General features: G+C 65.3%; 27 protein-coding genes, 1 tRNA gene and 1 pseudogene. 15 read left to right on the top strand and 14 right to left on the bottom strand.

Features of this window, described 5'->3' with window-relative positions; all coding sequences use genetic code 11:
* Positions 1-295 precede the first annotated feature (295 nt).
* Positions 296-1,240, top strand: a complete 945-nt coding sequence (locus tag ACQP0C_RS33420; protein WP_433726524.1) for a sigma-70 family RNA polymerase sigma factor — start codon at positions 296-298, stop codon at positions 1,238-1,240.
* Between the two features lie 63 nt (positions 1,241-1,303).
* Positions 1,304-1,861, top strand: coding sequence for a dihydrofolate reductase family protein (locus tag ACQP0C_RS33425; protein WP_433726526.1), 558 nt, complete (start codon positions 1,304-1,306; stop codon positions 1,859-1,861).
* Between the two features lie 84 nt (positions 1,862-1,945).
* Here the strand turns inward: ACQP0C_RS33425 and ACQP0C_RS33430 are convergent, their stop codons facing one another.
* From ACQP0C_RS33430 to ACQP0C_RS33465, 8 genes are read right to left on the bottom strand one after another with little or no spacing between them, the layout of a single operon-like run.
* On the bottom strand, positions 1,946-3,490 hold the full coding sequence (locus ACQP0C_RS33430; RefSeq protein ID WP_433726528.1) for an acyl-CoA synthetase: 1,545 nt from the start codon (positions 3,488-3,490) through the stop codon (positions 1,946-1,948).
* 9 nt (positions 3,491-3,499) lie between these two features.
* A complete protein-coding gene (locus ACQP0C_RS33435) occupies positions 3,500-4,015 on the bottom strand; it encodes an SRPBCC family protein (RefSeq protein WP_433726530.1) in 516 nt (171 codons plus the stop codon).
* A gap of 24 nt (positions 4,016-4,039) precedes the next feature.
* Entirely contained in the window at positions 4,040-4,930 is an 891-nt protein-coding gene (locus tag ACQP0C_RS33440; RefSeq protein ID WP_433726532.1) for an alpha/beta hydrolase, read from the bottom strand.
* Positions 4,931-4,980: 50 nt separating this feature from the next.
* A complete protein-coding gene (locus ACQP0C_RS33445) occupies positions 4,981-5,868 on the bottom strand; it encodes a short-chain dehydrogenase/reductase (protein ID WP_433726534.1) in 888 nt (295 codons plus the stop codon).
* Complete coding sequence (locus ACQP0C_RS33450; RefSeq protein ID WP_433726536.1) at positions 5,868-7,331, bottom strand: flavin-containing monooxygenase; 1,464 nt, start codon at positions 7,329-7,331, stop codon at positions 5,868-5,870. Before ACQP0C_RS33450 ends, ACQP0C_RS33445 begins: the two co-directional genes overlap by 1 nt.
* 2 nt (positions 7,332-7,333) lie before the next feature.
* Positions 7,334-7,519, bottom strand: coding sequence for a hypothetical protein (locus ACQP0C_RS33455; RefSeq protein WP_433726538.1), 186 nt, complete (start codon positions 7,517-7,519; stop codon positions 7,334-7,336).
* 29 nt (positions 7,520-7,548) lie between these two features.
* Positions 7,549-8,625: a PDR/VanB family oxidoreductase gene (locus tag ACQP0C_RS33460; protein ID WP_433726540.1), complete on the bottom strand. Its 1,077-nt coding sequence runs from the start codon at positions 8,623-8,625 to the stop codon at positions 7,549-7,551.
* Positions 8,625-9,518: a metal-dependent hydrolase gene (locus ACQP0C_RS33465; protein ID WP_433726542.1), complete on the bottom strand. Its 894-nt coding sequence runs from the start codon at positions 9,516-9,518 to the stop codon at positions 8,625-8,627. The genes ACQP0C_RS33460 and ACQP0C_RS33465 overlap by 1 nt, the downstream gene beginning before the upstream one ends.
* Positions 9,519-9,616: 98 nt before the next feature.
* Here ACQP0C_RS33465 and ACQP0C_RS33470 point away from each other — a divergent pair, with 98 nt between their 5' ends.
* The 4 genes from ACQP0C_RS33470 (at position 9,617) to ACQP0C_RS33485 (ending at position 12,682) form a co-directional block, all read left to right on the top strand.
* Positions 9,617-10,231: a TetR/AcrR family transcriptional regulator gene (locus ACQP0C_RS33470; RefSeq protein WP_433726544.1), complete on the top strand. Its 615-nt coding sequence runs from the start codon at positions 9,617-9,619 to the stop codon at positions 10,229-10,231.
* Between the two features lie 100 nt (positions 10,232-10,331).
* Entirely contained in the window at positions 10,332-10,727 is a 396-nt protein-coding gene (locus tag ACQP0C_RS33475) for a hypothetical protein (protein ID WP_433726545.1), read from the top strand.
* 471 nt (positions 10,728-11,198) lie between these two features.
* On the top strand, positions 11,199-12,206 hold the full coding sequence (locus tag ACQP0C_RS33480) for a TauD/TfdA dioxygenase family protein (protein WP_433726547.1): 1,008 nt from the start codon (positions 11,199-11,201) through the stop codon (positions 12,204-12,206).
* Positions 12,207-12,379: 173 nt separating this feature from the next.
* A complete protein-coding gene (locus tag ACQP0C_RS33485) occupies positions 12,380-12,682 on the top strand; it encodes a hypothetical protein (protein WP_433726549.1) in 303 nt (100 codons plus the stop codon).
* A gap of 57 nt (positions 12,683-12,739) precedes the next feature.
* Here the strand turns inward: ACQP0C_RS33485 and ACQP0C_RS33490 are convergent, their stop codons facing one another.
* Positions 12,740-13,954 (bottom strand): L,D-transpeptidase, encoded by a 1,215-nt coding sequence (locus ACQP0C_RS33490; protein WP_433726551.1) that lies wholly within the window; start codon positions 13,952-13,954, stop codon positions 12,740-12,742.
* 313 nt (positions 13,955-14,267) lie between these two features.
* Here ACQP0C_RS33490 and ACQP0C_RS33495 point away from each other — a divergent pair.
* Positions 14,268-14,343, top strand: a tRNA-Lys gene (locus ACQP0C_RS33495).
* Between the two features lie 124 nt (positions 14,344-14,467).
* Here ACQP0C_RS33495 and ACQP0C_RS33500 read toward each other — a convergent pair.
* Positions 14,468-14,842 carry a cupin domain-containing protein gene (locus ACQP0C_RS33500; protein WP_433726553.1) on the bottom strand — a complete coding sequence of 125 codons (375 nt, stop codon included), beginning with the start codon at positions 14,840-14,842 and terminating at the stop codon, positions 14,468-14,470.
* A 76-nt stretch (positions 14,843-14,918) separates the two neighbouring features.
* Here ACQP0C_RS33500 and ACQP0C_RS33505 point away from each other — a divergent pair, with 76 nt between their 5' ends.
* The 3 genes from ACQP0C_RS33505 (at position 14,919) to ACQP0C_RS33515 (ending at position 16,960) form a co-directional block, all read left to right on the top strand.
* On the top strand, positions 14,919-15,389 hold the full coding sequence (locus tag ACQP0C_RS33505) for a MarR family winged helix-turn-helix transcriptional regulator (RefSeq protein WP_433726555.1): 471 nt from the start codon (positions 14,919-14,921) through the stop codon (positions 15,387-15,389).
* Between the two features lie 537 nt (positions 15,390-15,926).
* Positions 15,927-16,553, top strand: a complete 627-nt coding sequence (locus ACQP0C_RS33510) for a transglycosylase SLT domain-containing protein (RefSeq protein ID WP_433726557.1) — start codon at positions 15,927-15,929, stop codon at positions 16,551-16,553.
* A 95-nt stretch (positions 16,554-16,648) separates the two neighbouring features.
* Entirely contained in the window at positions 16,649-16,960 is a 312-nt protein-coding gene (locus ACQP0C_RS33515) for a hypothetical protein (RefSeq protein ID WP_433726559.1), read from the top strand.
* Position 16,961: 1 nt separating this feature from the next.
* Here ACQP0C_RS33515 and ACQP0C_RS33520 read toward each other — a convergent pair whose 3' ends face one another.
* Positions 16,962-17,426, bottom strand: coding sequence for a MarR family winged helix-turn-helix transcriptional regulator (locus tag ACQP0C_RS33520; protein WP_433726561.1), 465 nt, complete (start codon positions 17,424-17,426; stop codon positions 16,962-16,964).
* 59 nt (positions 17,427-17,485) lie between these two features.
* Between ACQP0C_RS33520 and ACQP0C_RS33525 the strand changes: the two genes are divergently transcribed.
* Both ACQP0C_RS33525 and ACQP0C_RS33530 read left to right on the top strand, forming a co-directional pair.
* Positions 17,486-18,463: a pirin family protein gene (locus tag ACQP0C_RS33525; RefSeq protein ID WP_433726563.1), complete on the top strand. Its 978-nt coding sequence runs from the start codon at positions 17,486-17,488 to the stop codon at positions 18,461-18,463.
* A gap of 136 nt (positions 18,464-18,599) precedes the next feature.
* A complete protein-coding gene (locus tag ACQP0C_RS33530; protein ID WP_354961387.1) occupies positions 18,600-18,896 on the top strand; it encodes an excalibur calcium-binding domain-containing protein in 297 nt (98 codons plus the stop codon).
* A gap of 60 nt (positions 18,897-18,956) precedes the next feature.
* Here the strand turns inward: ACQP0C_RS33530 and ACQP0C_RS33535 are convergent, their stop codons facing one another.
* Positions 18,957-19,178 carry a DUF3618 domain-containing protein gene (locus tag ACQP0C_RS33535; protein ID WP_433726565.1) on the bottom strand — a complete coding sequence of 74 codons (222 nt, stop codon included), beginning with the start codon at positions 19,176-19,178 and terminating at the stop codon, positions 18,957-18,959.
* A gap of 111 nt (positions 19,179-19,289) precedes the next feature.
* On the opposite strand from ACQP0C_RS33535, the gene bcp reads away from it, so the two are divergent.
* On the top strand, positions 19,290-19,763 hold the full coding sequence (bcp, locus tag ACQP0C_RS33540; protein ID WP_433726567.1) for a thioredoxin-dependent thiol peroxidase: 474 nt from the start codon (positions 19,290-19,292) through the stop codon (positions 19,761-19,763).
* 242 nt (positions 19,764-20,005) lie between these two features.
* Positions 20,006-20,110: pseudogene (locus ACQP0C_RS33545) on the top strand (ABC transporter permease); the annotation flags it as partial.
* 119 nt (positions 20,111-20,229) lie between these two features.
* Here ACQP0C_RS33545 and ACQP0C_RS33550 read toward each other — a convergent pair.
* Positions 20,230-21,498: a hypothetical protein gene (locus ACQP0C_RS33550; RefSeq protein WP_433726569.1), complete on the bottom strand. Its 1,269-nt coding sequence runs from the start codon at positions 21,496-21,498 to the stop codon at positions 20,230-20,232.
* Positions 21,499-21,811: 313 nt separating this feature from the next.
* On the opposite strand from ACQP0C_RS33550, the gene ACQP0C_RS33555 reads away from it, so the two are divergent.
* The gene (locus ACQP0C_RS33555) at positions 21,812-22,432 is read left to right on the top strand and encodes a TetR family transcriptional regulator (protein ID WP_433685861.1); all 621 of its coding nucleotides are present in this window, start codon (positions 21,812-21,814) and stop codon (positions 22,430-22,432) included.
* Positions 22,433-22,476: 44 nt separating this feature from the next.
* On the opposite strand, the gene acpS is transcribed toward ACQP0C_RS33555, so the two are convergent.
* Positions 22,477-22,911 carry a holo-ACP synthase AcpS gene (gene acpS, locus ACQP0C_RS33560; RefSeq protein WP_433680328.1) on the bottom strand — a complete coding sequence of 145 codons (435 nt, stop codon included), beginning with the start codon at positions 22,909-22,911 and terminating at the stop codon, positions 22,477-22,479.
* Between the last annotated feature and the right edge of the window lie 19 nt (positions 22,912-22,930).

Below are 22,930 nucleotides of genomic sequence, written 5' to 3' on the forward strand. Positions count from 1 at the left end.
CGGCCGCAGATTTCGCGGTAGTGGATTGGCGGAGCGAGTGTAGCGTCCGATCACGGGGTGGCGGTTGTTCTAGCTGCCGGACCAGGCCAGCCGAGCCGAATTCCACCGACAGCAACGGCGAACCAACGAGTTGGGCACAGAGCTGCAGATCAACGTCATTGACGAAGGCGGCGGTGACGCGCTTGCCCAGCAACAGGCCAGGGTCTTCTTCGAAATCCTCCGATGGCAAGGCAGCCCGGCAGGACAAAGGCACGGCCACATAGCCGTCGCCTGAGCGGGTCGCGCGGTGAAGGATGTGGGCGTGGAGTTGGAGCCTTACCGGGGTGAGCTGGTGGCGTATTGCTATCGGATGTTGGGTTCGGTTCATGAGGCCGAAGATCTGGTGCAGGAGACGATGCTGCGCGCGTGGCGGGCTCGTGACCGGTACGACAGTGCGCGGGCGTCGGTGCGGACCTGGCTGTACCGGATCGCGACGAACGCATGCTTGAACGCCCTCGAGGGTCGGGCTCGTCGGCCGTTGCCTTCCGGGTTGCACGCGCCGTCCGACGACCCCGGCGCGCCGCTCACACCGGCAGCGGATATCCCCTGGTTACAGCCGTTTCCCGATGCGCGGTTCGACGTGGGGTCGCGGTCGGATCTGCGGTTGGCGCTGGTGGCGGCGATGCAGGTGCTGCCGCCGCGGCAACGAGCCGTGCTGGTGCTGCGCGAGGTGCTGGAATTCACCGCCGCCGAGGTCGCCGAACAACTGGGCACGACCGTCGCCGCGGTCAACAGCGCCCTGCAGCGAGCTCGCACGGCATTGGCTGATGTGGCCGACATCGACGAGATCACCGAACCCGACGACCCCGAGGTGCAGGCGGCGATTCACCGGTACCTGCGCGCCTTCGAGGCCGCCGACGTCGCGGCGTTGGTTGGGCTGTTGACCCGCGACGCGGTGCTGGAGATGCCCCCGGTGCCGTTGTGGTACCGCGGCAGCGAGGATTACGGGCGGTTCATGCGCCGCGTCTTCGATATGCGCGGCACCGACTGGCGGATGCGGCAGCTGTCTGCCAACGGGCAACCTGCGCTCGCCGCCTACGCACCGGAGCCGAGCGGCGGTCATGTCCTGCACACGCTGCAGGTCTTCACGGTCACCGGTGGCCGCATAGCACGCAACGTCGTATTCGCCGATCGAGAAGTGTTCGCGCTGTTCGGGTTGCCGGAAACGATTTCCGCGGGCGATCTGCGCCAGCCGCGATGAGTTGGCCCGGTGTCGCCGGTACATACCGGTGAGACATCGATCGCTTCGAAAGGACCAGTCACCATGAGCGTGATCGTCATCGAGTTCATGACGCTCGACGGAAGAGTCACCGACCCGGACGGACGCGGGGGAACACCCACCGGCGGTTGGGCATTCCGGCACGGCCCGCAGACCGCCGCGGGCGATAAGTTTCAGCTCGGGCAGATCATGGACGACGGCGTGATGCTGCTGGGCCGCCGGACATGGGAGTTGTTTTCACACATTTGGCCCGAACGCGACGACCCGTTTTCGGCCCGAATGAACGCCATTCCGAAGCTGGTCGCCTCACGCACCCGAACCGATGTCTCGGCGTGGTCGAATTCGCAGATCATCGACGGCGACCCGATCGCGGCTGTCAAGAGCCAGCGGCGCGACGTGATCATCACCGGCAGCCTCAGCATCGTCGGGTCGCTGATGGACCACGATCTCGTCGACGAGTACCGGCTGTTGATCTTCCCGACGGTGCTCGGCGCAGGCGATCAACTCTTCCCCGCCAACCGGCCGCCGCGGTATCTCGAGTGCCGGTCGGCCGAACTGATCGGCGCCGCAATCCTCGCACGGTACGGAAGGTCGGCTCAGTGACCGCCGAACATTCACGCCTATAGCGACCACGCCATCGACCGGGCCGCACATCGCTGTCCGGCCCGGTCGATCTCCTGCTCGAGATCAGTTCACCTGGCGCGCATCCTCGCCCCAATACTTCTTGCGCAGCTCGCGTTTGAGGATCTTGCCCGCACCCGAGATCGGCATCTCGGTGACGAGCTCGAGACTGCGCGGCGCTTTGTAGCCTGCGATGAGAGCCTTTGTGTGGTCACGGATCTCGTCGAAGGTGACCTCGACACCCGGCTGGCAGATCACCACCGCGTGCACCCGCTCGCCCCATTCGGGGTCGGGCACACCGACGACCGCGCAGGAGGCGACGGCGGGATGTGTCGCGATCGCGTTCTCCACCTCGGCGGAATAGACGTTCTCGCCGCCGCTGACGATCATGTCCTTGATCCGGTCGACCACGAATACGTAGCCGTCCTCGTCCATATATCCGCCGTCACCGGTGTGCATCCAACCGTCGCGAACCGCCGCGGCGGTGTCCTCGGGACGATTCCAGTAGCCGAGCATGACATTCGCGCCGCGCACGACGATCTCACCGACCGTGCCAGGCGGCACCTCACTGCCGAGATCATCGACAATGCGGACCTCGACATGCGGTGCGGCTCGACCGGCGGCACGGAGCAGGCCCTTCTCGTGATCCCGCGGACCCAGCAGAGTCGCCACCGGAGCCAGCTCGGTCATGCCGTAGCACTGGGTGAAGCCAGCGCTCGAGAATGCCTTCATCGCGCGGTCGAGCACCGTCTCCGAGATCGGTGAGGCGCCGTAGAGGATGTGTTCCATGCTGGTCAGGTCGTAGTCGACGCGCGCGGGATGGTCGACGACGAGCTGGATCATTACCGGTACCAGCAGGGTGTCGGTCGCCCGATGGTCGGAGATGGCCTGCAATACGGCCTCCGGTTCGAACATCGGAATGATGATGTGCGCGCCGCCGAGCATTACCTGCGCCGTCCAGCCCGCGAGGTCCGCGAGATGGAACATCGGGGCGGCGTGCAGGAACCGCGCGCCCGGGTGCGGCAGATATCCGGTCGCGAGAGCACCGAGTGTCGAATTGATCAGATTGGCGTGGCTGAGCATGACGCCCTTGGGGAACCCGGTGGTCCCGCCGGTATAGAACAGCCCTGCCAGTTCGTCACCGCCGCGGCGGGCGTCCTCGACAGGGTCGGTGGCCGCCACGAGTTCCTCATAGGACAGCGCGCCCTCGGGTGTCGAACCATCGCCGTAATGGATCACCGTCTTCAGCTCCGGGTGGCCAGCTTTCAGAGCTGGCAGCATCGGCGCGAAGGCATCGTCGATGAACAGCACGGCGGTCTGCGAGTCCGCCAATGAGTAGATGATCTCGGCGGGGCTCCATCGGATGTTGACCGGGTTCAAAACGGCATTCGCCCATGGCACCGCGAGCAGATATTCGCCATAGCGGTCGGAGTTCAGCCCCAGGATCGCCACCCGATCCCCGTCTGCCACACCGAGTCCGCGCAGTGCACCGGCCAATCGCGCCACCCGATCGTGTACCTGCCGAAACGTCGTGGTCCGCTCGCCACAGATGAGCATGACATCGTCCGGGTGCTGCCGGAAGGCTCGATGCAGGCCTTGTGTGAGATACATTTCGCCTCCTTACTTCCTGGCTTCGCGCGGGACCGGGCTTTCCCCGACACGTCGGCCGATGCCACGCGCGATACCCGAGGTGAGGATGCGATTGGCCGGATCGAGCAGCCACAGCAACGGCCGGAGAACCGGCTCACCTTCCAAGGCGAATGTCCACGTCAATCTCGTACCGCCAGTGGTCTTTTCGAGGGCGATGTCCTCGGCGAAGCGGCGCAGCCCCGGTACGGAGGCCGCGTCGACGGTAAATGTCATGCGCTCATCGACATTCCAGCGATAGAACCGCTCCTCGAGCCGAACCGCGCCCGCCAATGTCACCACCCGCGTGGTGTCCACGCCGAAGGGGCGCGGGGAGGTCCACTCGACTCGGGTGATCACCTGCGACCACGACACGAGAGCGTCATCGGCGCACAGTGCTTTCCACACCCGCCCCGGCGGGGCCGAGAGATCGACGTCATGGACGTATCGGCGGCTGGCCGTAGCGAGAAATGTGTCATCGGATTCGTCGAGGGCGTACTTGCGCGCCATAGCTATCGTCCTTTTTCGGCGGCCTCAGACCGCGATAGTGTCGGCGGGGTCGAGGTTGGTGGTGATGAACCGGGCGGCGGCGCGGTATGCCGAGCGCGACTCGGGAACCAGGGCCGCCAGGGCATGGAATACGTGCATCTGATCCGGCCACACCTGCAACTCGCAGTGGGCGCCCGCGCTATCGAGCCGGTCGGCGAGGTCGATCGAGTCCGCGGTCAGTAACTCGGCGTCGCCGACCTGAATCAACGTCGGCGGCAACGACATTCCCCGCACCGGACGCAATTCCAGGCGTGGATCGGCGCAACCGCCGGTGTACAACTCGACCAGCGACCGCGCCCGCATAACCGATACGAAGGCATCTCGCCTGGTCCGCTCGTGTTCTTCCGCGATCACCAGGCTCAGATCGTTCATCGGCGAAATCAACACAGCCGCCGCCGGTTGCGGCGCATCGGTACGCGCGTTCTCGATGACCAGATCCATGGCCAGGAACCCGCCCGCCGAATCACCCGCGATGACGATCCGGTCCGGCGAGTAGCCCTGCTCGATCAACCACCGGTACCCGTTCGCCACATCGTCCGGCGCGGCCGGGAACCGGTATTCGGGTGCCAACCGATAGCTGACGCTGAACACCGGCAGTCGAGTGGCAGTGGACAGTCGTGAAGTCACTCCGCGGTGGGTTCGGGGCGAGCCCGCGAAGAACCCGCCGCCGTGGATGTAGAAGATCACCGCGTCGGTGCGGGTGGCCTTGGGCCCGCGCACCCACTCGCCCCGCACCGCTACGTTGCGCACCTGCTCGACGAGCGTTGCGCGCAATGGCGGGCACAGCACCTGCAGCGCGTGGGAAAGCAGTTGCCGTGCAACCCGAACTCCGTACTGATCGACCGGAGCGATACCGGTAGCGGGACGAACGGTCATACCCGCCAGCCGACGAGATATCCGGGAGCGAACCGATCCTCGAGCGGCGCTCATGAAGCCCGACCGTTGCGCTGCTCGACCGCCCGGACCAGCGCCTGCACCCCGGCATCGCGGGCAAGTCGGTTGTCCAGCACCACATTCACCGCGCCGCGCAGCAGGGCATACGGCTCCCAGCCGCTGGGGGCGATGGTCCGCGCGGCCCGCCGACCGATGCCGTCGGCAATGGTCTCGGCGGCCTCGGCAGCGGTAATACGCACATTGAGCGGCCAGGGCAGCATGTTCCCGAGTGCGCGCCCCAACTCGTCCTCGTCGAGGGTGCCATGCGTCATGGCCGTCTCCACAACGCCGAAGTAGGCCACTCCCGCCGTGGCACCGACCGCGGCCAGTTCGACCCGCAGCGCACGCCCGAGTTGCTCGACGCCCGCCTTGCTGATCATGTACGGCGCACCGCCCATACCGGGCGCAAAGGCGGCCGCCGACGAGACCACCACCACATGACCTTTCGCGGCGATGACATGGTCGAGAGCGGGATGCACCGTATTGAACACACCGGTGAGATTGATGCCGATGACACGGTCGAAATCGCTGCCGTCGATGGTCCGCAATGTCGCCGGACGCGGGACCACACCCGCATTCGCGACCACCACGTCGAGGCGGCCGAACCCGGCCACCGCCGCCGCGGTGGCCTTGTCCATCGACTCACGATCCGCGACGTCGGCCGCGATCGCGCACGCCCGAGCACCCAGTGCTTGCGCCGCAGCGCGGGCGGCCCTCGCATCGATGTCCACCAACGCGACCGAGGCCCCACGGGCGTACAGGATCTTCGCCAGTTCCAGGCCGATGCCCTGCCCGGCACCCGTGATCAGCACCGCCTTGCCGCGCACGTCATATGTCGGGCCGCCGATCCAGCGCAGGGGGTTGAGCCCTCCGATATCCATCAGGCCCTCACCTCATAGGCGTCAGCATCGAATCGGCTTGTGCGGCTGCGGTATTCGAAACTCCAGTTCGGGTAGAGGCCCGCATTGTGGCCGTCCGGTGTCCGGTAGTAGCTGTGACATCCGCCGGTGAGCCACACCGTCGAGCGGCTGCGTTCGGCCATCTCGTCGAGGAACGCCTCCTGCGCCTGCGGCAGTACCTCGACGCGGCGTGCGCCTTCGGCCCGCATCGTTTTCACCGCGTCCACGATGTAGGCGATCTGCGACTCGATCATGTAGATCGCCGATTGGTTCCCGGCCGCTCCGAAGGGCCCGAGGGTGAAGAAGAAGTTCGGGAAGCCCGACAGGGCACTGCCGAGATAACTTTGCGGACGCTTCTCGTACAGTTCGGCAATGGTCAGGCCGTCGCGCCCGGTGAATCGCCCGAAAGCCGCCGAGACAGGCTGGAATCCGGTGCCGTAGATAATGGTGTCGACCGGAATCTCGACACCGCCCCGTGTCACGATCGAGTGCGCGCGCACTTCGGCGATGCCATCGGTGACGACCTCGACATTGTCGCGATCGAGTGCGGGCAGGTAGGCGTCGGAGAAGATCGCGCGTTTACAGCCGATCATGTAGTCCGGAGTCAGCACCTTGCGCAACCGCGGATCGCGGACCTGACGGCGCAGCTGCCACTTGCCGAGCAGTTCGTACGGGTGGCGGAATCGGTTGTCCACGAACCCGATCAGCCCGAAACCTTCGATCAGCGTATAAAAGCCACCTCGAATTGCCTTGCCCGCCAATGGCAGTCGGCGTAGCAGCTGCCGCTCCAGGCCGAGGGTCCTGCGGTCCATGCGCGGCACGATCCACGGCGCCGAGCGCTGGAACAGGGTGAGCGCGCCGACCTTGGGCTGGATCTCCGGCACGAACTGGACGGCCGAGGCGCCCGTGCCGATCACCGCGACCCGCTCTCCCGTCAGATCGTGCTCATGATCCCAGTGCAACGAATGAAATGCCGTGCCCTGGAAGGTCTCCAACCCGGGCAGCGACGGGTATTTCGCCTCGCTGAAAACCCCGGTCGCGGAGATCACGAAATCCGCGGTGAACTCTGCGCTCACGGTGCTGACGCGCCACAGCGATTCGGTATCGTCCCAGCGGGCATCGAGCATCTCCGCGTTGTAGCGGATATGGCGCACCACATCGTGTCGTTGCGCCACCGATCGGAGGTAGGCCAGGATCTCTTCCTGTCGACCGTAGGTGCGCGACCAGTTCGGATTCGGGGCGAAGGAGTAGCTGTACAGATGCGATGGCACATCGCACGCACAGCCCGGATAGGTGTTCGCGCGCCAGGTGCCGCCGAGGTCATCGGCACGTTCCAGAATGACGAGATCGTCGAATCCGGCTTCGCGCAGCTTTATCGCCAGACCGATTCCGGCGAAGCCGGCCCCGACGATCACGATGTGGCGATGTTCGGTCTCGGTGGCCATGGTCAGCGGGTCCTTCCGTGCAGCACCGCAACGAGCCGGTCGTCAACGGTGTCGATGGCCGCGCCGCGGGCGAAGGTTGTGAGCGCGAGCGGCGGCGGGTAGCTACCCGCCGCACGTCCGGTAGCGGGATCACCGACCTCGAAGGTCGAAAACTGCTGGCCCGCAATCATTTTGATGGTTGTCGTCAACGGACTTCGCCGTCCTTTCCGCGCCACGATCAGAGGTCGAGGACGAGTCGATCGCCTGCCGCGCGTGATACGCAGCTGAGCATGTGGGTGTCGCGCTCACTCTCGGTCAGCGTTCGGTCGCGGTGGTCCACCGCGCCGGCGAGCACCGCGACCTTGCAGGTGCCGCAGAAGCCTTGCTGGCAGGAGTAGACGACGCCGGGAAGCTCGCGCCGGATCGCGGCGAGTGCGCTCTCCTCGGCTCCCACCCGAACGGTCGCGCCGGTGCGTGCCAGCTCGATATCGAATTCCTTGCCATCCACGACCGGGATCGCCGAAAAACGTTCCGTGTGCAGCGAACCCGTCGGATTGACGGTGAACATCGTCTGCTGCGCGGCAGCCAGCACCGGCGGCGGACCGCACACGTATACCGCTGCACCGGCCTGCGCCCGAGTGATCAGTTCGGCTACATCCGGGATGCCGAATTCGCTGTCTGGCCGAATGTCGAACTCGCCACCCCGCAGCCGCGCCAACTCGCCGAGGAATGGCATCCTCGCCCGCGATCGACCGAGGTACACCATCTTCCAGCGGGCTCCGGCGGCGTCGGCCGCCTTGACCATCGGCAGGATCGGGGTGATCCCGATACCGCCCGCCACAAAGAAATACGACGGCGCGTCGATGAACGTGAACGCATTGCGCGGTCCGCGCACCCGGACCGCGTCGCCAGGGCGCAACACATCATGCACCTCGCGGGACCCGCCGCCACCGTCGGCAATGCGCCGGACGGCGATCCGGTAGCGGAAACGATCGCTCGGGTTGCCGCAGAGCGAGTACTGCCGCTGACGGCCCGAGGGCAGCAACACATCGAGGTGCGACCCCGGCCTCCAAGCGGGCAGCGGCCCGCCGTTCGCTGCTTCGAACGTCAGACTCACGACGTCCTCGGCCTCGATGCGCACCGCCTCGACGACGAGATCCAGTTCGAATCCCGTGCGACGCACCGGATTCGAAGGCGATAACACGGTTGCGGCGGAACCGGCGACGAACACGCGCAGATAGGCATCCATCATCGCGCCGAGGACACGCAGGCTGGCGGGCGGCGTGAATTCCGGTGCCACCGTATCAGTTCCCATCAGTGGCCCGCGGCGCGCGCCGCGGGAGATTGCGCGAGGTAGCGCAGCGCGGTGTCCATCGGGCAGAGCTGCGACGGATGGAAGCCCGGACGCAGATAGCGCGGCAGTTCGGTGAAGAACACCGTGAAGCTCGGGATGACACCGCGGACCGTGGCATTCACGAACTGCAGCGGCCACAGCCGTCCCTTGTTCGGCTCGGGGTCCTTCCGGTACAGATACGCCGTCGAAAGAATGAACAGCGGCAACAGAGTCGCACTGGCGAGGACCGCGGTGCGCGCCTTGCGGGCATAGCCACCGTCCACATACATGTACGCGTCGTAGACGACGCTGCGATGCTCGACCTCTTCGGCGCCATGCCAGCGGACCAGGTCCAACATCGTCGGATGCATGCCCTTTTGCTCGAGGACCTCCGCCTCGAGCAGCCATTCACCGAGGACGGCGGTGTAGTGCTCCATACCGGCGAACAGGCCGAGACGCTCCTCGAGCCACTCCCGCTTCGCGCGACCGGTCAGTCCGTGATCGCCCAGAATCCGGTCGACCAGCCAGGCGATCTTTCGCACATACGACTCGACGTCGAGTCCGATCGATTGCAGGTGGCGACGGGCAGCTTCGTGACTGCTGGCGTGCATCGACTCTTGGCCGATGAACCCCGCAACCTCCTCACGCAGCCGCTCGTCCTGGATCAGCGGCAATGCCTCGGCCAGACAATTGGCCATCGCCCGCTCACCCTCGGGCAGGACAAGGTGCATGACATTGACGATGTGCGTGGCCAGCACCTCGCCCGGGATGTAGTGCATCGGAACGGATTCGAAGTCGAAATGGACGTCCCGAGCATTGATCGCGTGCGCTTCATCGCTGTAGTGGTGCTTCGCTGCACCGGCAGTCTCAGCCATGCACCGACAGTACATTGCAACATTTTCTATGGCAATGTGGCAGCAACAAATAGTTCAAGAATGTTGCACAGCGTCCGTTTCTTGCTATCCTCATCGACGTGAGCCCCACGACTGCGACCTCGACGAACAAGCCCGAGATCGACGATTCGGTGGCGGCTCGCATCCTCGATGCCGCCCTCATCCAGTTCGAAAAGGTGGGCGTCAAGAAGACGACGATCGAGGACATCGCGCGACAAGCCGATGTCGATCGAGTCACCGTCTATCGGCGCATCGGCTCCCGCGACGATGTGGTGCGGGCGGTCATGACCCGCGAAGTGGAGTCGTTTCTCGCCGAACTCGGCGCGATATCCGCGCGCAACGACAATGTCGACACCCTCGTCGCCGACATCTTCGTCACGGTGATCACCCGGTGGCGCACGCACCCGCTCGTCAATCGGATGCTGGCACTGGAACCGGACCGCGTGCTGCCGCAACTCACCACCGATGGCGGACCCATCTTCACGATGTCGGTGGCGGCAACGGCCACCACACTTCGCAGCGCTGTCGAAAACGGGCTGCTACCCGATGCCGCCGACCTGGATACCCGCGCCGAAATCGTCTGCCGCATCGTGCACTCGTTCATCCTGCAGCCGCACGGAACGATCACACTCGAATCCGAGGACGACCTCGAGGCCTTCGCGCGAAAATATCTGGTGCCGATCATCACCGGATAACAGGGGCGCACGCATTGCGCCCCATTGGGCACATCGCCACCGGAGGTGGCGTGTCCGTCTGCACCGCAACCGAATTGGCCGTGACGCTACGATCGCTCATGTGACTGCACCGAAACTTCGAGCAATCGATGCGAGCGGACGGACGCTGGACGATCCAACCGACGCCGAGGTGCACGATCTATTCGCGAGCCTGAACGCACGCTGGATGTTCGCGATCGTCGAAAGGCTCGATCGTGAGCCGACGAATCAGTTCTACTTCCAGATCCACCTCGACTACGTCGGAGACCAGAATCCCGACGCCGACGAGGAAGTCGACGTCGACTACGACGTCGAGTTCCGCGACGGCGGCCCGGACGAGCACTACCGCGCCAGGATCACCGGAATGTACGGCTTCACCGGAATGGATCTCCTACACAAGGTATTTCGCGCCTGGCGAGCCGAAGACCCCGAGCTGAGAGACCTGCTGCAGTGGGAACCGCTGCACCTCGACAGCTGATACGCCGGGGTCTGCCAACTCTGGTCCACCCGCCCCAGCGCGGCATCACGAGAGTCGGCCCGGACCGAACGCTTGCGACGGGAGATCTTCCGTGAGTCGTTTGCGAATTGCATTCATGCTGATTTCCATATCGTGAAATCCGTATTGTGCCGAGCGGTTCGGCCGCCACATTATTGACACACCATCGGCACGACGCCTTTGCGCACGGCGAAGGCATACGGAGATGTCAACCATGAAGCTCTTCACTCGGCGGCGCACTGTCGACCTGATGCGCTTGCCGCACGGAATCTGTCACCGCTGACCTGGCTCCGGCGCAGTTCGACGCGCCATCGGGCCCGCCAACTGCCTGTTTGGCGGGCGGCATCGCACGCACCAACGCACTGCCCAGAACCTGAATCCGTTCCGGTTCGAATGTCTTCATTCGCCGTGCCCGAAATATGTCGGCGAATAACCGAAAAGAAAGGTCGGATCATGACCAACGTCATCAGCGATTCCGTTCAGGAGAATGTGGCCGCCGCCGAGTCGAGCACGCCGGAAATCTCCGTACGCCCCGTCGCCGGGCATATCGGCGCGGAAATCAAGGGTGTCGACCTGTCCCAACCACTCGATGACGCCGTCGTCGCCAAGATCCGCCGAAAGCTGCTGAAGTACAAGGTCGTGTTCTTCCGCGACCAGCAGATCGGCCACGCCGAGCAGATCGCCTTCGCGCGGCTGTTCGGCGAGCTGACCCACGCGCATCCGCACGAGGACGCGCCGCCTGCGGAATTTCCCGAGATCCTGACGATCGACCCGAAACGCTACGAGCAGAAGTACGGCAAGAACTTCCGCGACCAGTACGCGAAGCGCCAGTACACCTACTACTCGGGCTGGCACACCGATGTCACCGCCGCGGTGAACCCGCCCGCCGCCTCGCTGCTGCGCGCGGAAACGGTGCCGGACTTCGGGGGCGATACGACCTGGACCAACCAGGCCGCTGCCTACGCGGGACTTTCCGAGCCGCTGCGGAACCTGGTCGACGGGCTGCGCGCCGAGCACCGGTTCCTGGCCGGTCAGGAGCGCGGCGACGAGAACGACGAACTGTCGCGCCGGATCAAGGCGAATCTGCTCGTCTCCCACCACCCGGTCGTCCGGGTCCACCCCGAAACGGGCGAGAAGGCGCTGTTCGTCAATCCCGGTTTCACGACCCGGATCCTCGACCTGTCCGCGGTCGAGAGCCGCAAGCTGCTGGAACTGCTGTACGAGCACCTCACTCGCCCGGAATACACCGTCCGATTCAAGTGGGAGCCGGGCAGTGTGGCGTTCTGGGACAACCGTGCCACCGCACATCTGGGTCCGCAGGACCTCGACCACCTCGATGTCGAGCGAGTGCTGCACCGGGTGACCCTGATCGGCGACCGGCCGGTGGGCCCCACCGGTTACACCTCGGAGATCGTCGAGGGCGAGGAATTCCGCGCAACCGCCAACGTCCAGGTCGCCTGACCGGAAACGAGTGCGGCGCAGCCGATTTCACGGATGTCAAGCCCCTGCGTCCCGGGCTCGGACCAACTCGGCCGATTATGTGACAGATCTCCTTTTCACTCCGTAGACTGCGGGCACGAGGGAGGTGTCGCACGGACGCCACTCCGGTTGATCAGAAAGACACCAAGTTCGTGATGCGTTCCGCGGTAATCGCAGCTTTCGTCGGCGCAACCCTGCTCGCAGGCTCCACCGGTACCGCAACCGCGGATATCGCGGTCGAGCCGGGCACCGGATCCAGTTCCGGCTCGGGCACGCTCACCACCGGATCGGCCGGTGGAGCCACCACCACCGGCTCCTCCGGGACCGGATCAGCCGGGGCCGCCATGAAAGGCTTCGAGAGCCTGCTCTTCGGCGGGCCGCTGCTGTGCGCCGCCCTCGGGAGCGCGGTCGGCGGAACGCTCAGTTGCGCGGGCACGGCAGGCCCGGTCATCCCCTGATCCGATATGTGAAAAGGCCCCCGGCGAGCGCCGGGGGCCTTTTCGCTATCCGAGCAGTCAGCGATTGTCGGCGTTACCCGCCTTCCATTCCGGCCACGGAATGTTCCAGTCACCGAGACCGTCCACGCCCGATAACGTGCCACCCACCGTGTTCTTGACGATGGTGATATCACCGCGCTTGGCGTTCTGCAGCACCCACAGCGCGTTCGCCGGACTGAGGTTCAGGCAGCCGTGGCTGGTGTTCGAATAGCCCTGCGCACCAACTGACCACGGCGCGGAGTGGAAGAAGATGCCGGAGTAGGACAGTCGGGTCGCATAGTCGACCGGCGTCTTGTAGCCGTTCGGCGAACTCACCGCCACGCCATAGGTCGAGGAATCCATGATGATGCGATCGAAACGGTCGCCGACGATGTAGATGCCGTTATCGGTGGGCGTGCTGTCCTTGCCCATCGAGGTCGGCATGGTCCGCACCACCTGACCGTTCATCTCCACCGTCACCTGCTTGGTGTTGTCGTCCGCGGTGAAGACGGTCGGATCGCCGATGGTGAAGAAGGAGTGGATGTTGTCCTGGCCGAACAGTCCATTGCCGAGATTGCGGCCGTAGACGTTCACATCGATGGTGACCTTGGTGCCCGGCGCCCAGAAATGCTCCGGCCGCCACCGGACCTCACGGTTGTTCACCCAGTAGAAGGCACCCTCTACCGGCGGCTCAGTGGTGACCTTGATCGCATTCTGCGCGGCCTTGCGGTCCGGGATGTTCTCGTCGAACTGCACGGCGACCGGCTGGCCGATGCCGACCACCTCGCCCTCGCCGGGCAGCAGAAACGGCTTGGTCTGACTGTCCGGCGAGCTGGTGGTGAAGCTGAGCACGGTGGAGTTCGCGCCGCCGAGACCGATCGCGTCGGCCTTGAGCTTGTAGGACTTGCCGTAGCCGAGCACCTCGGTGGTCTCCCAGCTCCGCCCGTCGGCGGCGAGCTTGCCGCCGACCGGGGCGCCCTGCGGGTTGGTCAATGTCACAGTGGTGAACTTGCCGTCATCGACCTTGAACGTCATCGGCATGCCGGGAGAAACACCAACATCACCGTCCTTGACCGGCGATAACAGCTTGGGCTTCATCAGTTCGGTGATCGGATTGCGGTCGATGGCGACCGATGTGGCGTCGGCGGCGTTGGATGACGAGCATGCCGTCAGGACCAGCGCGAACACCGCGAAAACGACTGCAGGTCCGGTGATCTTTCTCATCAACCGATGTCGACCCTGACCAACGCTCATATTCAACCCCGTTTCAAGTCTCGGTGCCGCCAACGCACCGATGGCTTCGGATCCAACCGACACACGCTCCTCCCGCAACGCCGATGGTGTTCGGTCAAGATCACGCACTGCCATTCTGCCAGGTCGGAAGGCATGATCCAACGTGAAACCATTCCGACGCTGGCGAGTTCATCGGTTAGATCACTTCCATCCCGCGCCGCGTTAACACCGGCCGCGAACTCCCCATCCGCCCCGGTCAGAAACCGATTTCACTTATGGGCACTCCGCCTGTTAATCTTTGTCCCGCACCGGAACACGGAGCACAGCGAGATACGCGCCATTAGCTCAATTGGCAGAGCAGCTGACTCTTAATCAGCGGGTTCGGGGTTCGAGTCCCTGATGGCGCACCAGCAAAAATCCCCCCACCGGCCACCTGCCGACGGGGGGATTTTTTGTTCGATCAATGCGGTAACGCACCGCCATCGAAGCGATAACGCCGGGTGTGTCGTTGGACACGTGCCCGGTCGGCGCCGATCAGCTGACCCATGGCGGGTTGATGACAGTTCCGTCGAGCAGTTCACCTTGGAAGCCGACCGGAACGGTCACCACGAGGGTGGCGGTTTCTGTTCCGTTGTTCTCCAGGTTGATGGTCGAGCCCGCCGGAGCGAGGGCGGCATCGCCCGCTCGCAATTCCTCCGGCTGACCGTCGATGGTCAGCGTCACCACGCCCGCGATGATCACGAACGCCTCCTCTCGTAAAACCTTGTGCGGCATACCCTTCAAGCCCGCGGGCACCTGGGTCTGCCAGACGCACAGTTCGACACTGCCCGTGCCGGGGCGGATGTAGGAGGTGAATCGGGTGCCGTGCATTTCGTGGGTTTCGGCCTCGGCGGCACGGGTCACAGGCATGTCTTACTCCTTCACTTGGTCAAGCAACTTGACTATATAGTCAAGCAACTTGCCCATCTGTGTCAAGATGTCAGTCATGTCGGATCTGAAACCCGCCTCGACCCTGCGGCCTGGACAGGATCTCGCGCTGCTCCTGCTGGCCGCCGGAGCGGCCGCGACCGACGCCATCCACGCGGGAGTGGTCGCCGCCGGATTCGCCGACATTCGGCCGACCCACGGGTTCGCCTTCGTTCGATTGGCGCCCAGCGGTGCGACGGTCGGCGAGTTGGCCGAGCATCTGGGGGTGACCAAGCAGGCCGCCAGTCAGTTGGTGGATGAACTCGTGCGCAAGGGCTACGCCGAACGCAACGCACATCCCGACGACGCCCGCGCGCGACTGATCACCCTCACCGATAAGGGATGGGCCTGCACGCGCGCGGCGGATGCCGCGGCGGCGAACTTCGCCGACCAGTGGGCGTCCGTTTTGGGCGATTCCGCGGTGGCCGAATTGCGTAACAATTTGACTCGCGTGGTGCCCCCCGGACGGGTCCGTCCTGCCTCGTGGTGACCAAATTGAGACAAAGTGGCCTGCGTTACAGGTGAAAATTCGTGACCTGCATCACACTACGTTTAGCAGCAAACTCCCCGCATAGAAGCGGTTTCCAGGAGCACGACCAGGGCTTTCCAAGATCGGCAACCCCGTTCGTTCACTATTCGTTTACCTTGCATTAACCGACCGTGACCAAGCTGAGACCAGGTCCGAAACAGACCACAGTTTGGTTACACCGTGGAGCAATCCACACACAGTCGGAAAACGACCGCACACGGCAGATGGGTTTCACCCGCCGCGGTCGCCGGAGATATCAGCGGCACCACAGCCGTGACCGCATTCTCCCCGCTCGACAGCGGCACCCGCCGGGAACCGACCCCGGGTGGCTCTCACCGCGTCGCGCGCCAGGGCTTTGCCTGGCCTTCAAAACAAAACCCGAAAACAGCATATGAACCGATTCAGGCGGGTTCCCACCCGGGGGCCCCGTCGGAGATCCGCACTGCCTCAACCGGGCCGGATCGCCTCTCTGGACACGATCAAGGAACTGATTTCGAAATGCTCGACAAACGCCTCTCCGCTTTCCGCCGCCTGTCGCTCCGTGACAGTGTCACCCTCGCTGTCGCCGCGGCCGGCATCATCGCCGTCGGCACCTCCTCCGTAGTCGCGCTGGCCGACGACAGCGTTCCGTCGCGCATCGCCATGGTCGCCGAGCAGCAGCCCGCCCCCGCGGCCACCCCCGCGGCCGCGCCGGTCGATGCTCCGGGCATTCCCGCCCTGCCCGAACTTCCCGCGCTGCCCGCACTGCCGGAACTGCCGCCGGTCCCCGGCATCGCCCCGCCGCCGCCCCCGGCCCCGGTCTACGAGGACAACCTCGACGGCTGGATCCACCACGCCCTCGACATCATGGCCGCACAGGGCATCCCGGGCAGCTACAACGGCATCTACCGCAACATCATGCGCGAATCCGGCGGCAACCCCCAGGCCATCAACCTGTGGGACTCCAACGCCGCCGCCGGCATCCCCTCCAAGGGCCTGCTCCAGGTGATCGACCCCACCTTCAACTCCTACCACGTCGAGGGCACTGCCTGGGACATCTGGGAGCCGGTCGCCAACATCACCGCCGCCTGCAACTACGCAGCGCACCGCTACGGCTCGATGGACAACGTCAACTCGGCGTACTGATCCAAGACCGCCTCGACAACGCCTCCCCGCCCGACCGCGGGGAGGCGTTGTCGTAGGGTCGACGCAGACCGACCACCATCGATGTGGACTGCGCCATGACCGATTACGCCCATTCCGACCACGCGTCGAAGAGCCGCGCCGAGAAGGCGCGCCGCCTCGCGGCCTATATCTGGGATCGCGGCATCACCGGGGCCGAACTGCTGGACATGCCCGCGGCGATCCTACGAAAGTTGGCGCGCGCCGCCGAGACGAATCCGCCGAGCACCGGCGAAACCTGGACGAGTGTGGCCCAGCTGCTCGACGAGAAGGACACCTGGGCCGCTCGCCATCCGAATCATCCTGCGGCACAACGCGATCACACCGATGAGAAGCTGCTGTGGGTGAAGCCGCCGATCACACCGTGGTGATTCAGTAACCGAGTTCGGTACCGCCCTGCGCCTCGGCGACCACCTTATCGGCCAGCGACCGCAATGCCCGCGCCTCCGCGGGCGTCATGGAATCGACGAAGATCCGGCGCACCAGTTCGACATGGTTCGGCGCCGCCTTTTCGAGCACCTTGCGTCCTTGCGGGGTGAGTTCGACGAGAATCCCCCTGGCATCGTCGGCGGCCGGGCGACGGTCGACGAGTCCGCGAGAAGCCATGCGCGCCAAGTGTTTCGAGAGCCTGCTCTTCTCCCAGCAGACCTCGGCGGCCAACTCCTTGGCGCGCATGCAGCCGCCGGGGGCGGCCGACAGCGGCACCAGCAGTTCATAGTCGGCGGTGGACAGGCCGTCCTGGGCCAGCCCGGCCGCGAGCGCCGCGTCCAGCCGCTGGCGCAGCCGGATAAAGGCCTGCCAGGTCTCCTGCTCGTCATCGTTCAGCCATCGGACCACGGGAATGATCCTAGCCAACCTTTGGTTGACATGGACACCAACAAACTCAGGAGGTGCCCATGCCAGCCATTACCGTCCCCGACATCATGGTGCTGCCGCGACTGCCCCGTCCCACCGACGCCATACGTGAGCGCAAGGTCGGCAGTATCACCACCGCCCATAAGCAGCGCGAAGGTGCGGGCTTCGAAGTGCGTCGCCCGTTCCCGAGCATGGATCTGCGCTCGGCCGATCCGTTCATCCTGCTCGACCAGATGGGCCCGGTCGCCTACGAGCCGTACGAGGCCAAGGGCGCACCGTGGCATCCGCATCGCGGATTCGAGACGGTCACCTATGTCATGGACGGCACCATGGTGCACCACGACTCGAACGGCGGCGGTGGCGTCATCAGCGAAGGCGACACCCAGTGGATGACGGCCGGATCCGGCATCCTGCACGACGAACTGCCCGCCGAGGATCTGGTCATCGCGGGCGGCTGGTTCCACGGCATCCAGCTGTGGGTCAATCTGCCGCGCGCGCAGAAGATGGCCACCCCGCGCTATCAGGATCTGCGCGGCTCCGAACTGACGCTGGTCAGCTCGCACGACGGTGGCGCGCTGGTGCGCATCATCGCGGGCGAGATCGGCGGCTTCGAGGGCCCCGGCTCGACCTACACCCCGATCGCCTACGCGCACGCCTCCATCACACCGGGCGGGCAACTGGAAACCCCATGGCCGCAACGGTTCACCGCGATGGCATATGTGTTGTCCGGCAGCGGAACGGTGGGCGCCGAACGCCGACCGGTCAGCGAAGGACAACTCGCCGTCTTCGGCCCGGGCGACTCGCTCACCCTTACCGCGGATCCGATGCAGCACAACCGAACCGGCGAGCTGGAGGTGCTGCTGCTCGGCGGCCAGCCGATCAAAGAGCCTGTCGTGCAATACGGTCCGTTCGTCATGAACACCCGCGCCGAGATCATTCAGGCAATGGCGGACTACCAGGCCGGACGAATGGGAAATATTCCAGCCGAACATTCGGCGGGCAAGCGCCTGGGCGAGTGACGGCGGTAGCGGTGATCTTCCCCTAATCCCCCTATTGTCCAGCTGCGCGGTTGACAACGGAGCGGCCCGTCACAACAGTGGATGCGGCGTCTCCCCCTGGACGCACATCCACCGCAGCAAACAAACAGAGGAATATATGAACGTTCGCCGGCTCACCGTCAGCGTTGCCGCCGCGGGACTGACCTTTCTAGCGGCGCCCGCAGCCCTGGCCGACGTCCCCTCCGGTTCCGCAGGAACGGGTTCATCCGCAATCGATACCGGCTCGGCCGCCACCGGCTCGGCGGGCATGTCCCAGACCGGCTCGGCCGGTGGCGCATTCGCCAACTGCGATGAGGCCCGCGCGGCCGGTCGGGCGCCGCTGTTCCGCGGGGAACCGGGCTACGGCCCGCATTTGGATCCGGACGGCGACGGCTTCGCCTGCCCGACGGTCTGATAGCCCAGAAACGCAGAACACCCGGTGTGGCTGGCCACACCGGGTGTTGTCGTTTTCGGCTCAGCGGAAAATCTTGAGCAGGACCAGCCCGACGACGACCGCGGCAGCACCGATCAGGCTGTACTTCACCTTCGGCTCGTTCAGCTTCGCCAGCACCATGTGCTTGGTGTCATCGGCGATGCGCTGCGGATCGGCCCGCACGGCGATTTCGTCGAGCGTGCTCGCGAGCCGTGTCCGCGCGGCCTCGATATCCTGCTCGATCCGCTCGGTATCCCTAGCCACGTGTGTCCTCCTGTGTCAGATGTGCCGCGAACGCGCTCGCCGACGAGTCTAGCCAGCCGCACCGAGTCGGCGCGGGCTCCATTGTCGGGACGTTCGATTACCGTGCAAGGCGTGACCGACAACCAACGACTCTCCCCCGGCGATCCCGCCCCCGATTTCGCCCTGCCCGACGCCGACGGCAAGAACGTGTCGCTGTCCGATTACCGCGGCCGCAAAGTGATCGTCTATTTCTACCCGGCCGCGAGCACCCCCGGCTGCACCAAGCAGGCCTGCGATTTCCGCGATAACCTCGCCGACCTCGAGGGCGCGGGCATCGAGGTCATCGGCATCTCCCCGGACAAGCCGGCCAAGCTGGCCAAATTCCGCGACGCCGAGAAACTCACCTTCCCACTGCTGTCGGATCCGGATAAGTCCGTACTCACCGCGTGGGGCGCATTCGGCGAGAAGACCATGTACGGCAAAACCGTCACCGGCGTCATCCGCTCCACCTTCCTGGTCGACGAAAAGGGCCGGATCGAGGTCGCCCAATACAACGTGCGCGCCACCGGCCACGTCGCCAAACTCCGCCGCGACCTGTCGGTGTAGAGCTACGTCTCGAACGAGCACACGAGCTGTGCGTAGCCATCGAGCAGCCGATCCAGACCGAACCGCAGATCGCCCTCGGCCCAGTTCGTTTCGTCCAGGTCGAAGGCCTGCTACGAAGGGCCGATGCGCCCGCGTTTCGGCCCGCCGACTGCCGCCCTCGTCCAGACCCCACATCAATGCGAAGGCCTTGGGTGCCGAGCTGGCGTCCGGCGTCTCCATCGGCGCCGATCCTTCCCTGATCTTGGTTCGCCGAGAATCAGCCGGTCACCCCGGTGACCGAAACCATGCGCGGGTTGTTGATGGGCACACGGATCGACAGTGTGCTACTGGCCCTGGGGTGGTGTGCGGAGTCGCGGTGCTCGGATATATCGCGGCGGGCGCACTGTTCCGGCATCAACGGCGAATTGAGCCCCGAATCGCGAAAGGTCCGGTGCCGCTTGCGCACCGGACCTTTCGTGCGTTATCGCTAGGTGGGCACTATCTGCTGGGCCGCCCATTGCAGAACCAAGCGGAGGTGGTTGTCCCACCAGCGATAGGACTCGGGGGTGAAATCCGGCGGAGGCGGAGATTCACCGGGGAACAGCATGGCACCGTTGGGGGCGCCGACCTTGATGGTCGGTCCGGGTATGCCCGCCCCGGGGACCTGCTGCGGCGATACCGCCGCCTCGTTTTCGTGCTCGTGCACATCGAAGGGGGCCAGGGCCAGCGGCGGGCCGCCCCAGTGCTGCCCGGAGTACAGCGGGGATCCGCCCCGGTCGAACGCCGCCGTCGCATCGGAGGTGGGTCCGGCCGCGATGGGTTGCCGGGCATCCGGTCGGTCGAAGGGGTAGGGATTCGGCTGAACCGAAGAGCCGGCAGTGGAGCCGCTGGCCGATCCGGTGCCGTCGACCACGCGCGCGTCCGCGGCGACCCGCGCTTGCGCGGTGGCCGATGCGGTGCCGTGCGACGAGGTGTTCGCCACGTACAGCCCGCCCGCGACCAGACCGCCTGCCAGTACACCGGCCGCGGCTACCAGCACCCCGGTGCCTCGCGTACTCCGGACCGGCTCGACCGGCTCGACCGGACCTTCCACATCGGACATGGCGAACAGCGCCGCACCGACCGCGGTCGCGGATGTCGCGATCTTGCACGGAATAACCGGCGCACCGAATCCGTCCATCGCCGTTGCCACCATCGCCGCACCCGCACCCGAGCCGATCAGCACGACCGCGGACGGACGAACAGCGGCCGCCTCGAACTCATCCCACGCCGCTGCCACCGCGGCGTCGAGCGCCGTGGCGGTGGCGCGGCCCGACTGGCTCGTCGCGGCCAGCACCCGGCTGCGCCGATGATCGACCAGTGTGAAGGCCTGATACCCCGGGACGACTTCGCAAATGAGCAGGTCGTCGAATTCATCGAGCCAGGTCATGACGCCGGCCACGCTCAGGTGTGCGGCCTTCGCCGAAACCAGCGAGGCGGCATGCCACGGCCCGGACGCCAACCTGGTGACGATCGCGCGGCGCTCGGCGGCATCGCGGTAGGCGACCGCCGTGCCGCAGATCTCCTGATCCGGCCCGAACTCGGCGGCGAGGGAGTCCATCGCCGTCTCGACCGCGACCGCCAGGTCCGCCTTGGATTCGCCCCGAGTCTTCACCACCCGCTGATGCAGCACACGCTCGGATAGCTTCTCGCCGCCGTCGGCGAGGGCTACCGCGTGAACGGCGCCGCGTTCGGTGGAAACGCCAAGTGTTACCACAGATCGAGCTCCCACTGATCACGCCTTCCCAGTGTATTTTCCGAGCTCACGAGCTTGCCGAAACCCCTGAGCCCCTTGGATTCCCCGGCCTGAACGTGCTTTGTGATGCACGCACGCTCGGTTATGTCTTCGAGGCCATATCCGACTTGGATGGGTGATGAAATGTGACAGTCCTTAACACGCAGATACCGTGCGCGTGTCGCACGCGTGTCGATACCGCTAGCCTTGATACGTGGATGTACGCACGGAGGCCAGGTCGAAGCAGCGACGTCTGGACCCTGCGTTGGACCTGCAGGACGACCCCCAGGAGCTCATGCCCCGGCGCAGGCCCACTCAGGAACGCAGCAAACGCAAGTTCGATGCCCTGTTGCAGGCATCCCGGGAATTGCTCGTCGAGGTCGGGTTCGAATCATTCACCTGTGAAGAGGTCGCGGCACGGGCCGAGGTGCCGATCGGCACGCTGTATCAGTTCTTCGCCAACAAGTACGTCATTGTCTGTGAGCTGAATCGTCAAGACCTCGTTGCCGTTTCCCAGGAACTCGCCGACTTCCACGGCGAGATCCCGTCATTGGACTGGTTGCGGCATATGAATCAGTTCGTCGACCATCTGGCGAATCTGTGGATGACCGACCCGTCCCGGCGCGAGGTCTGGCTGGCGATGCAGTCGACCCCGTCCACCCGGGCCACCGGCGCGATCCACGAAAAGGAGTTCGCCGAGGTCGTCTCGCAGATGCTGCGCCCGCTGACCCCGCGCACCCCCCGCGCGCGGCGCACCATGATGGCCGAGGTCCTGGTCCACGTCGTCTACTCGATGCTGAACTTCTCCGTCCAGGACGATCAGACCAGCACCGAGGCCGTTTCCGAACTCAAGCGCCTCATGGTCGCCTACCTCATGGTCGCGGAGAAGGAATCCCGCACCGCCAGCCAGCGCTGAACCGGGCACTCCGGGTACGAGCGCCCGGCGTGCGGGGTTCGCGGTTATGTCGCCTCGCGGCCCTCGATGAGGTCGGCCAGCTCGCCCGGATCTTCCAGGACAACCATGGCGGCGGCGGTATCCCCGTCATGGGTCAGCGAGAGATGAACCCTTGCGCGCGGCAGGAATTCGGCGGCGAGGCCGTGCAGTTTGATGCTCGGCCGACCCCAGGCGTCATTGACGACCTCGATGAGGGGGTACGGGTTGTCGCCGATCTGCGGGCGACGCGCGAAACGCGATGACGCCCAAGCCTTCAGCACCGCTTCCTTCGCCGCCCAGCGTGCGGCATAACTGCGTGCCGGATCGGTGCCCTTGCTCTGACAGTAGCGCCGCTCACCGGCGGTGAAACTCTCCCGGAGCATGGTGGTTCCGGATCTTTGCAACTGTTCGGCGAACTCGGAAATGGTCACCAAGTCCAAGCCGATCCCCAGGATGGTCAATGCGTCGCCGCTCCTCAGC

The organism is Nocardia sp. CA-129566, assembly GCF_050956075.1.
In the GTDB taxonomy this organism is placed as follows: Bacteria; Actinomycetota; Actinomycetes; order Mycobacteriales; family Mycobacteriaceae; genus Nocardia.

Bases quoted from the DNA above. Each gene is read 5' to 3' on its own strand.
- ACQP0C_RS33425 (WP_433726526.1), top strand. From the start codon at position 1,304: ATGAGCGTGATCGTCATCGAGTTCATGACGCTCGACGGAAGAGTCACC.
- ACQP0C_RS33430 (WP_433726528.1), bottom strand. From the start codon at position 3,490: ATGTATCTCACACAAGGCCTGCATCGAGCCTTCCGGCAGCACCCGGAC.
- ACQP0C_RS33435 (WP_433726530.1), bottom strand. From the start codon at position 4,015: ATGGCGCGCAAGTACGCCCTCGACGAATCCGATGACACATTTCTCGCT.
- ACQP0C_RS33440 (WP_433726532.1), bottom strand. From the start codon at position 4,930: ATGACCGTTCGTCCCGCTACCGGTATCGCTCCGGTCGATCAGTACGGA.
- ACQP0C_RS33445 (WP_433726534.1), bottom strand. From the start codon at position 5,868: ATGGATATCGGAGGGCTCAACCCCCTGCGCTGGATCGGCGGCCCGACA.
- ACQP0C_RS33450 (WP_433726536.1), bottom strand. From the start codon at position 7,331: ATGGCCACCGAGACCGAACATCGCCACATCGTGATCGTCGGGGCCGGC.
- ACQP0C_RS33460 (WP_433726540.1), bottom strand. From the start codon at position 8,625: ATGGGAACTGATACGGTGGCACCGGAATTCACGCCGCCCGCCAGCCTG.
- ACQP0C_RS33465 (WP_433726542.1), bottom strand. From the start codon at position 9,518: ATGGCTGAGACTGCCGGTGCAGCGAAGCACCACTACAGCGATGAAGCG.
- ACQP0C_RS33480 (WP_433726547.1), top strand. From the start codon at position 11,199: ATGACCAACGTCATCAGCGATTCCGTTCAGGAGAATGTGGCCGCCGCC.
- ACQP0C_RS33485 (WP_433726549.1), top strand. From the start codon at position 12,380: ATGCGTTCCGCGGTAATCGCAGCTTTCGTCGGCGCAACCCTGCTCGCA.
- ACQP0C_RS33490 (WP_433726551.1), bottom strand. From the start codon at position 13,954: ATGAGCGTTGGTCAGGGTCGACATCGGTTGATGAGAAAGATCACCGGA.
- ACQP0C_RS33500 (WP_433726553.1), bottom strand. From the start codon at position 14,842: ATGCCTGTGACCCGTGCCGCCGAGGCCGAAACCCACGAAATGCACGGC.
- ACQP0C_RS33505 (WP_433726555.1), top strand. From the start codon at position 14,919: ATGTCGGATCTGAAACCCGCCTCGACCCTGCGGCCTGGACAGGATCTC.
- ACQP0C_RS33510 (WP_433726557.1), top strand. From the start codon at position 15,927: ATGCTCGACAAACGCCTCTCCGCTTTCCGCCGCCTGTCGCTCCGTGAC.
- ACQP0C_RS33515 (WP_433726559.1), top strand. From the start codon at position 16,649: ATGACCGATTACGCCCATTCCGACCACGCGTCGAAGAGCCGCGCCGAG.
- ACQP0C_RS33525 (WP_433726563.1), top strand. From the start codon at position 17,486: ATGCCAGCCATTACCGTCCCCGACATCATGGTGCTGCCGCGACTGCCC.
- ACQP0C_RS33530 (WP_354961387.1), top strand. From the start codon at position 18,600: ATGAACGTTCGCCGGCTCACCGTCAGCGTTGCCGCCGCGGGACTGACC.
- ACQP0C_RS33555 (WP_433685861.1), top strand. From the start codon at position 21,812: ATGCCCCGGCGCAGGCCCACTCAGGAACGCAGCAAACGCAAGTTCGAT.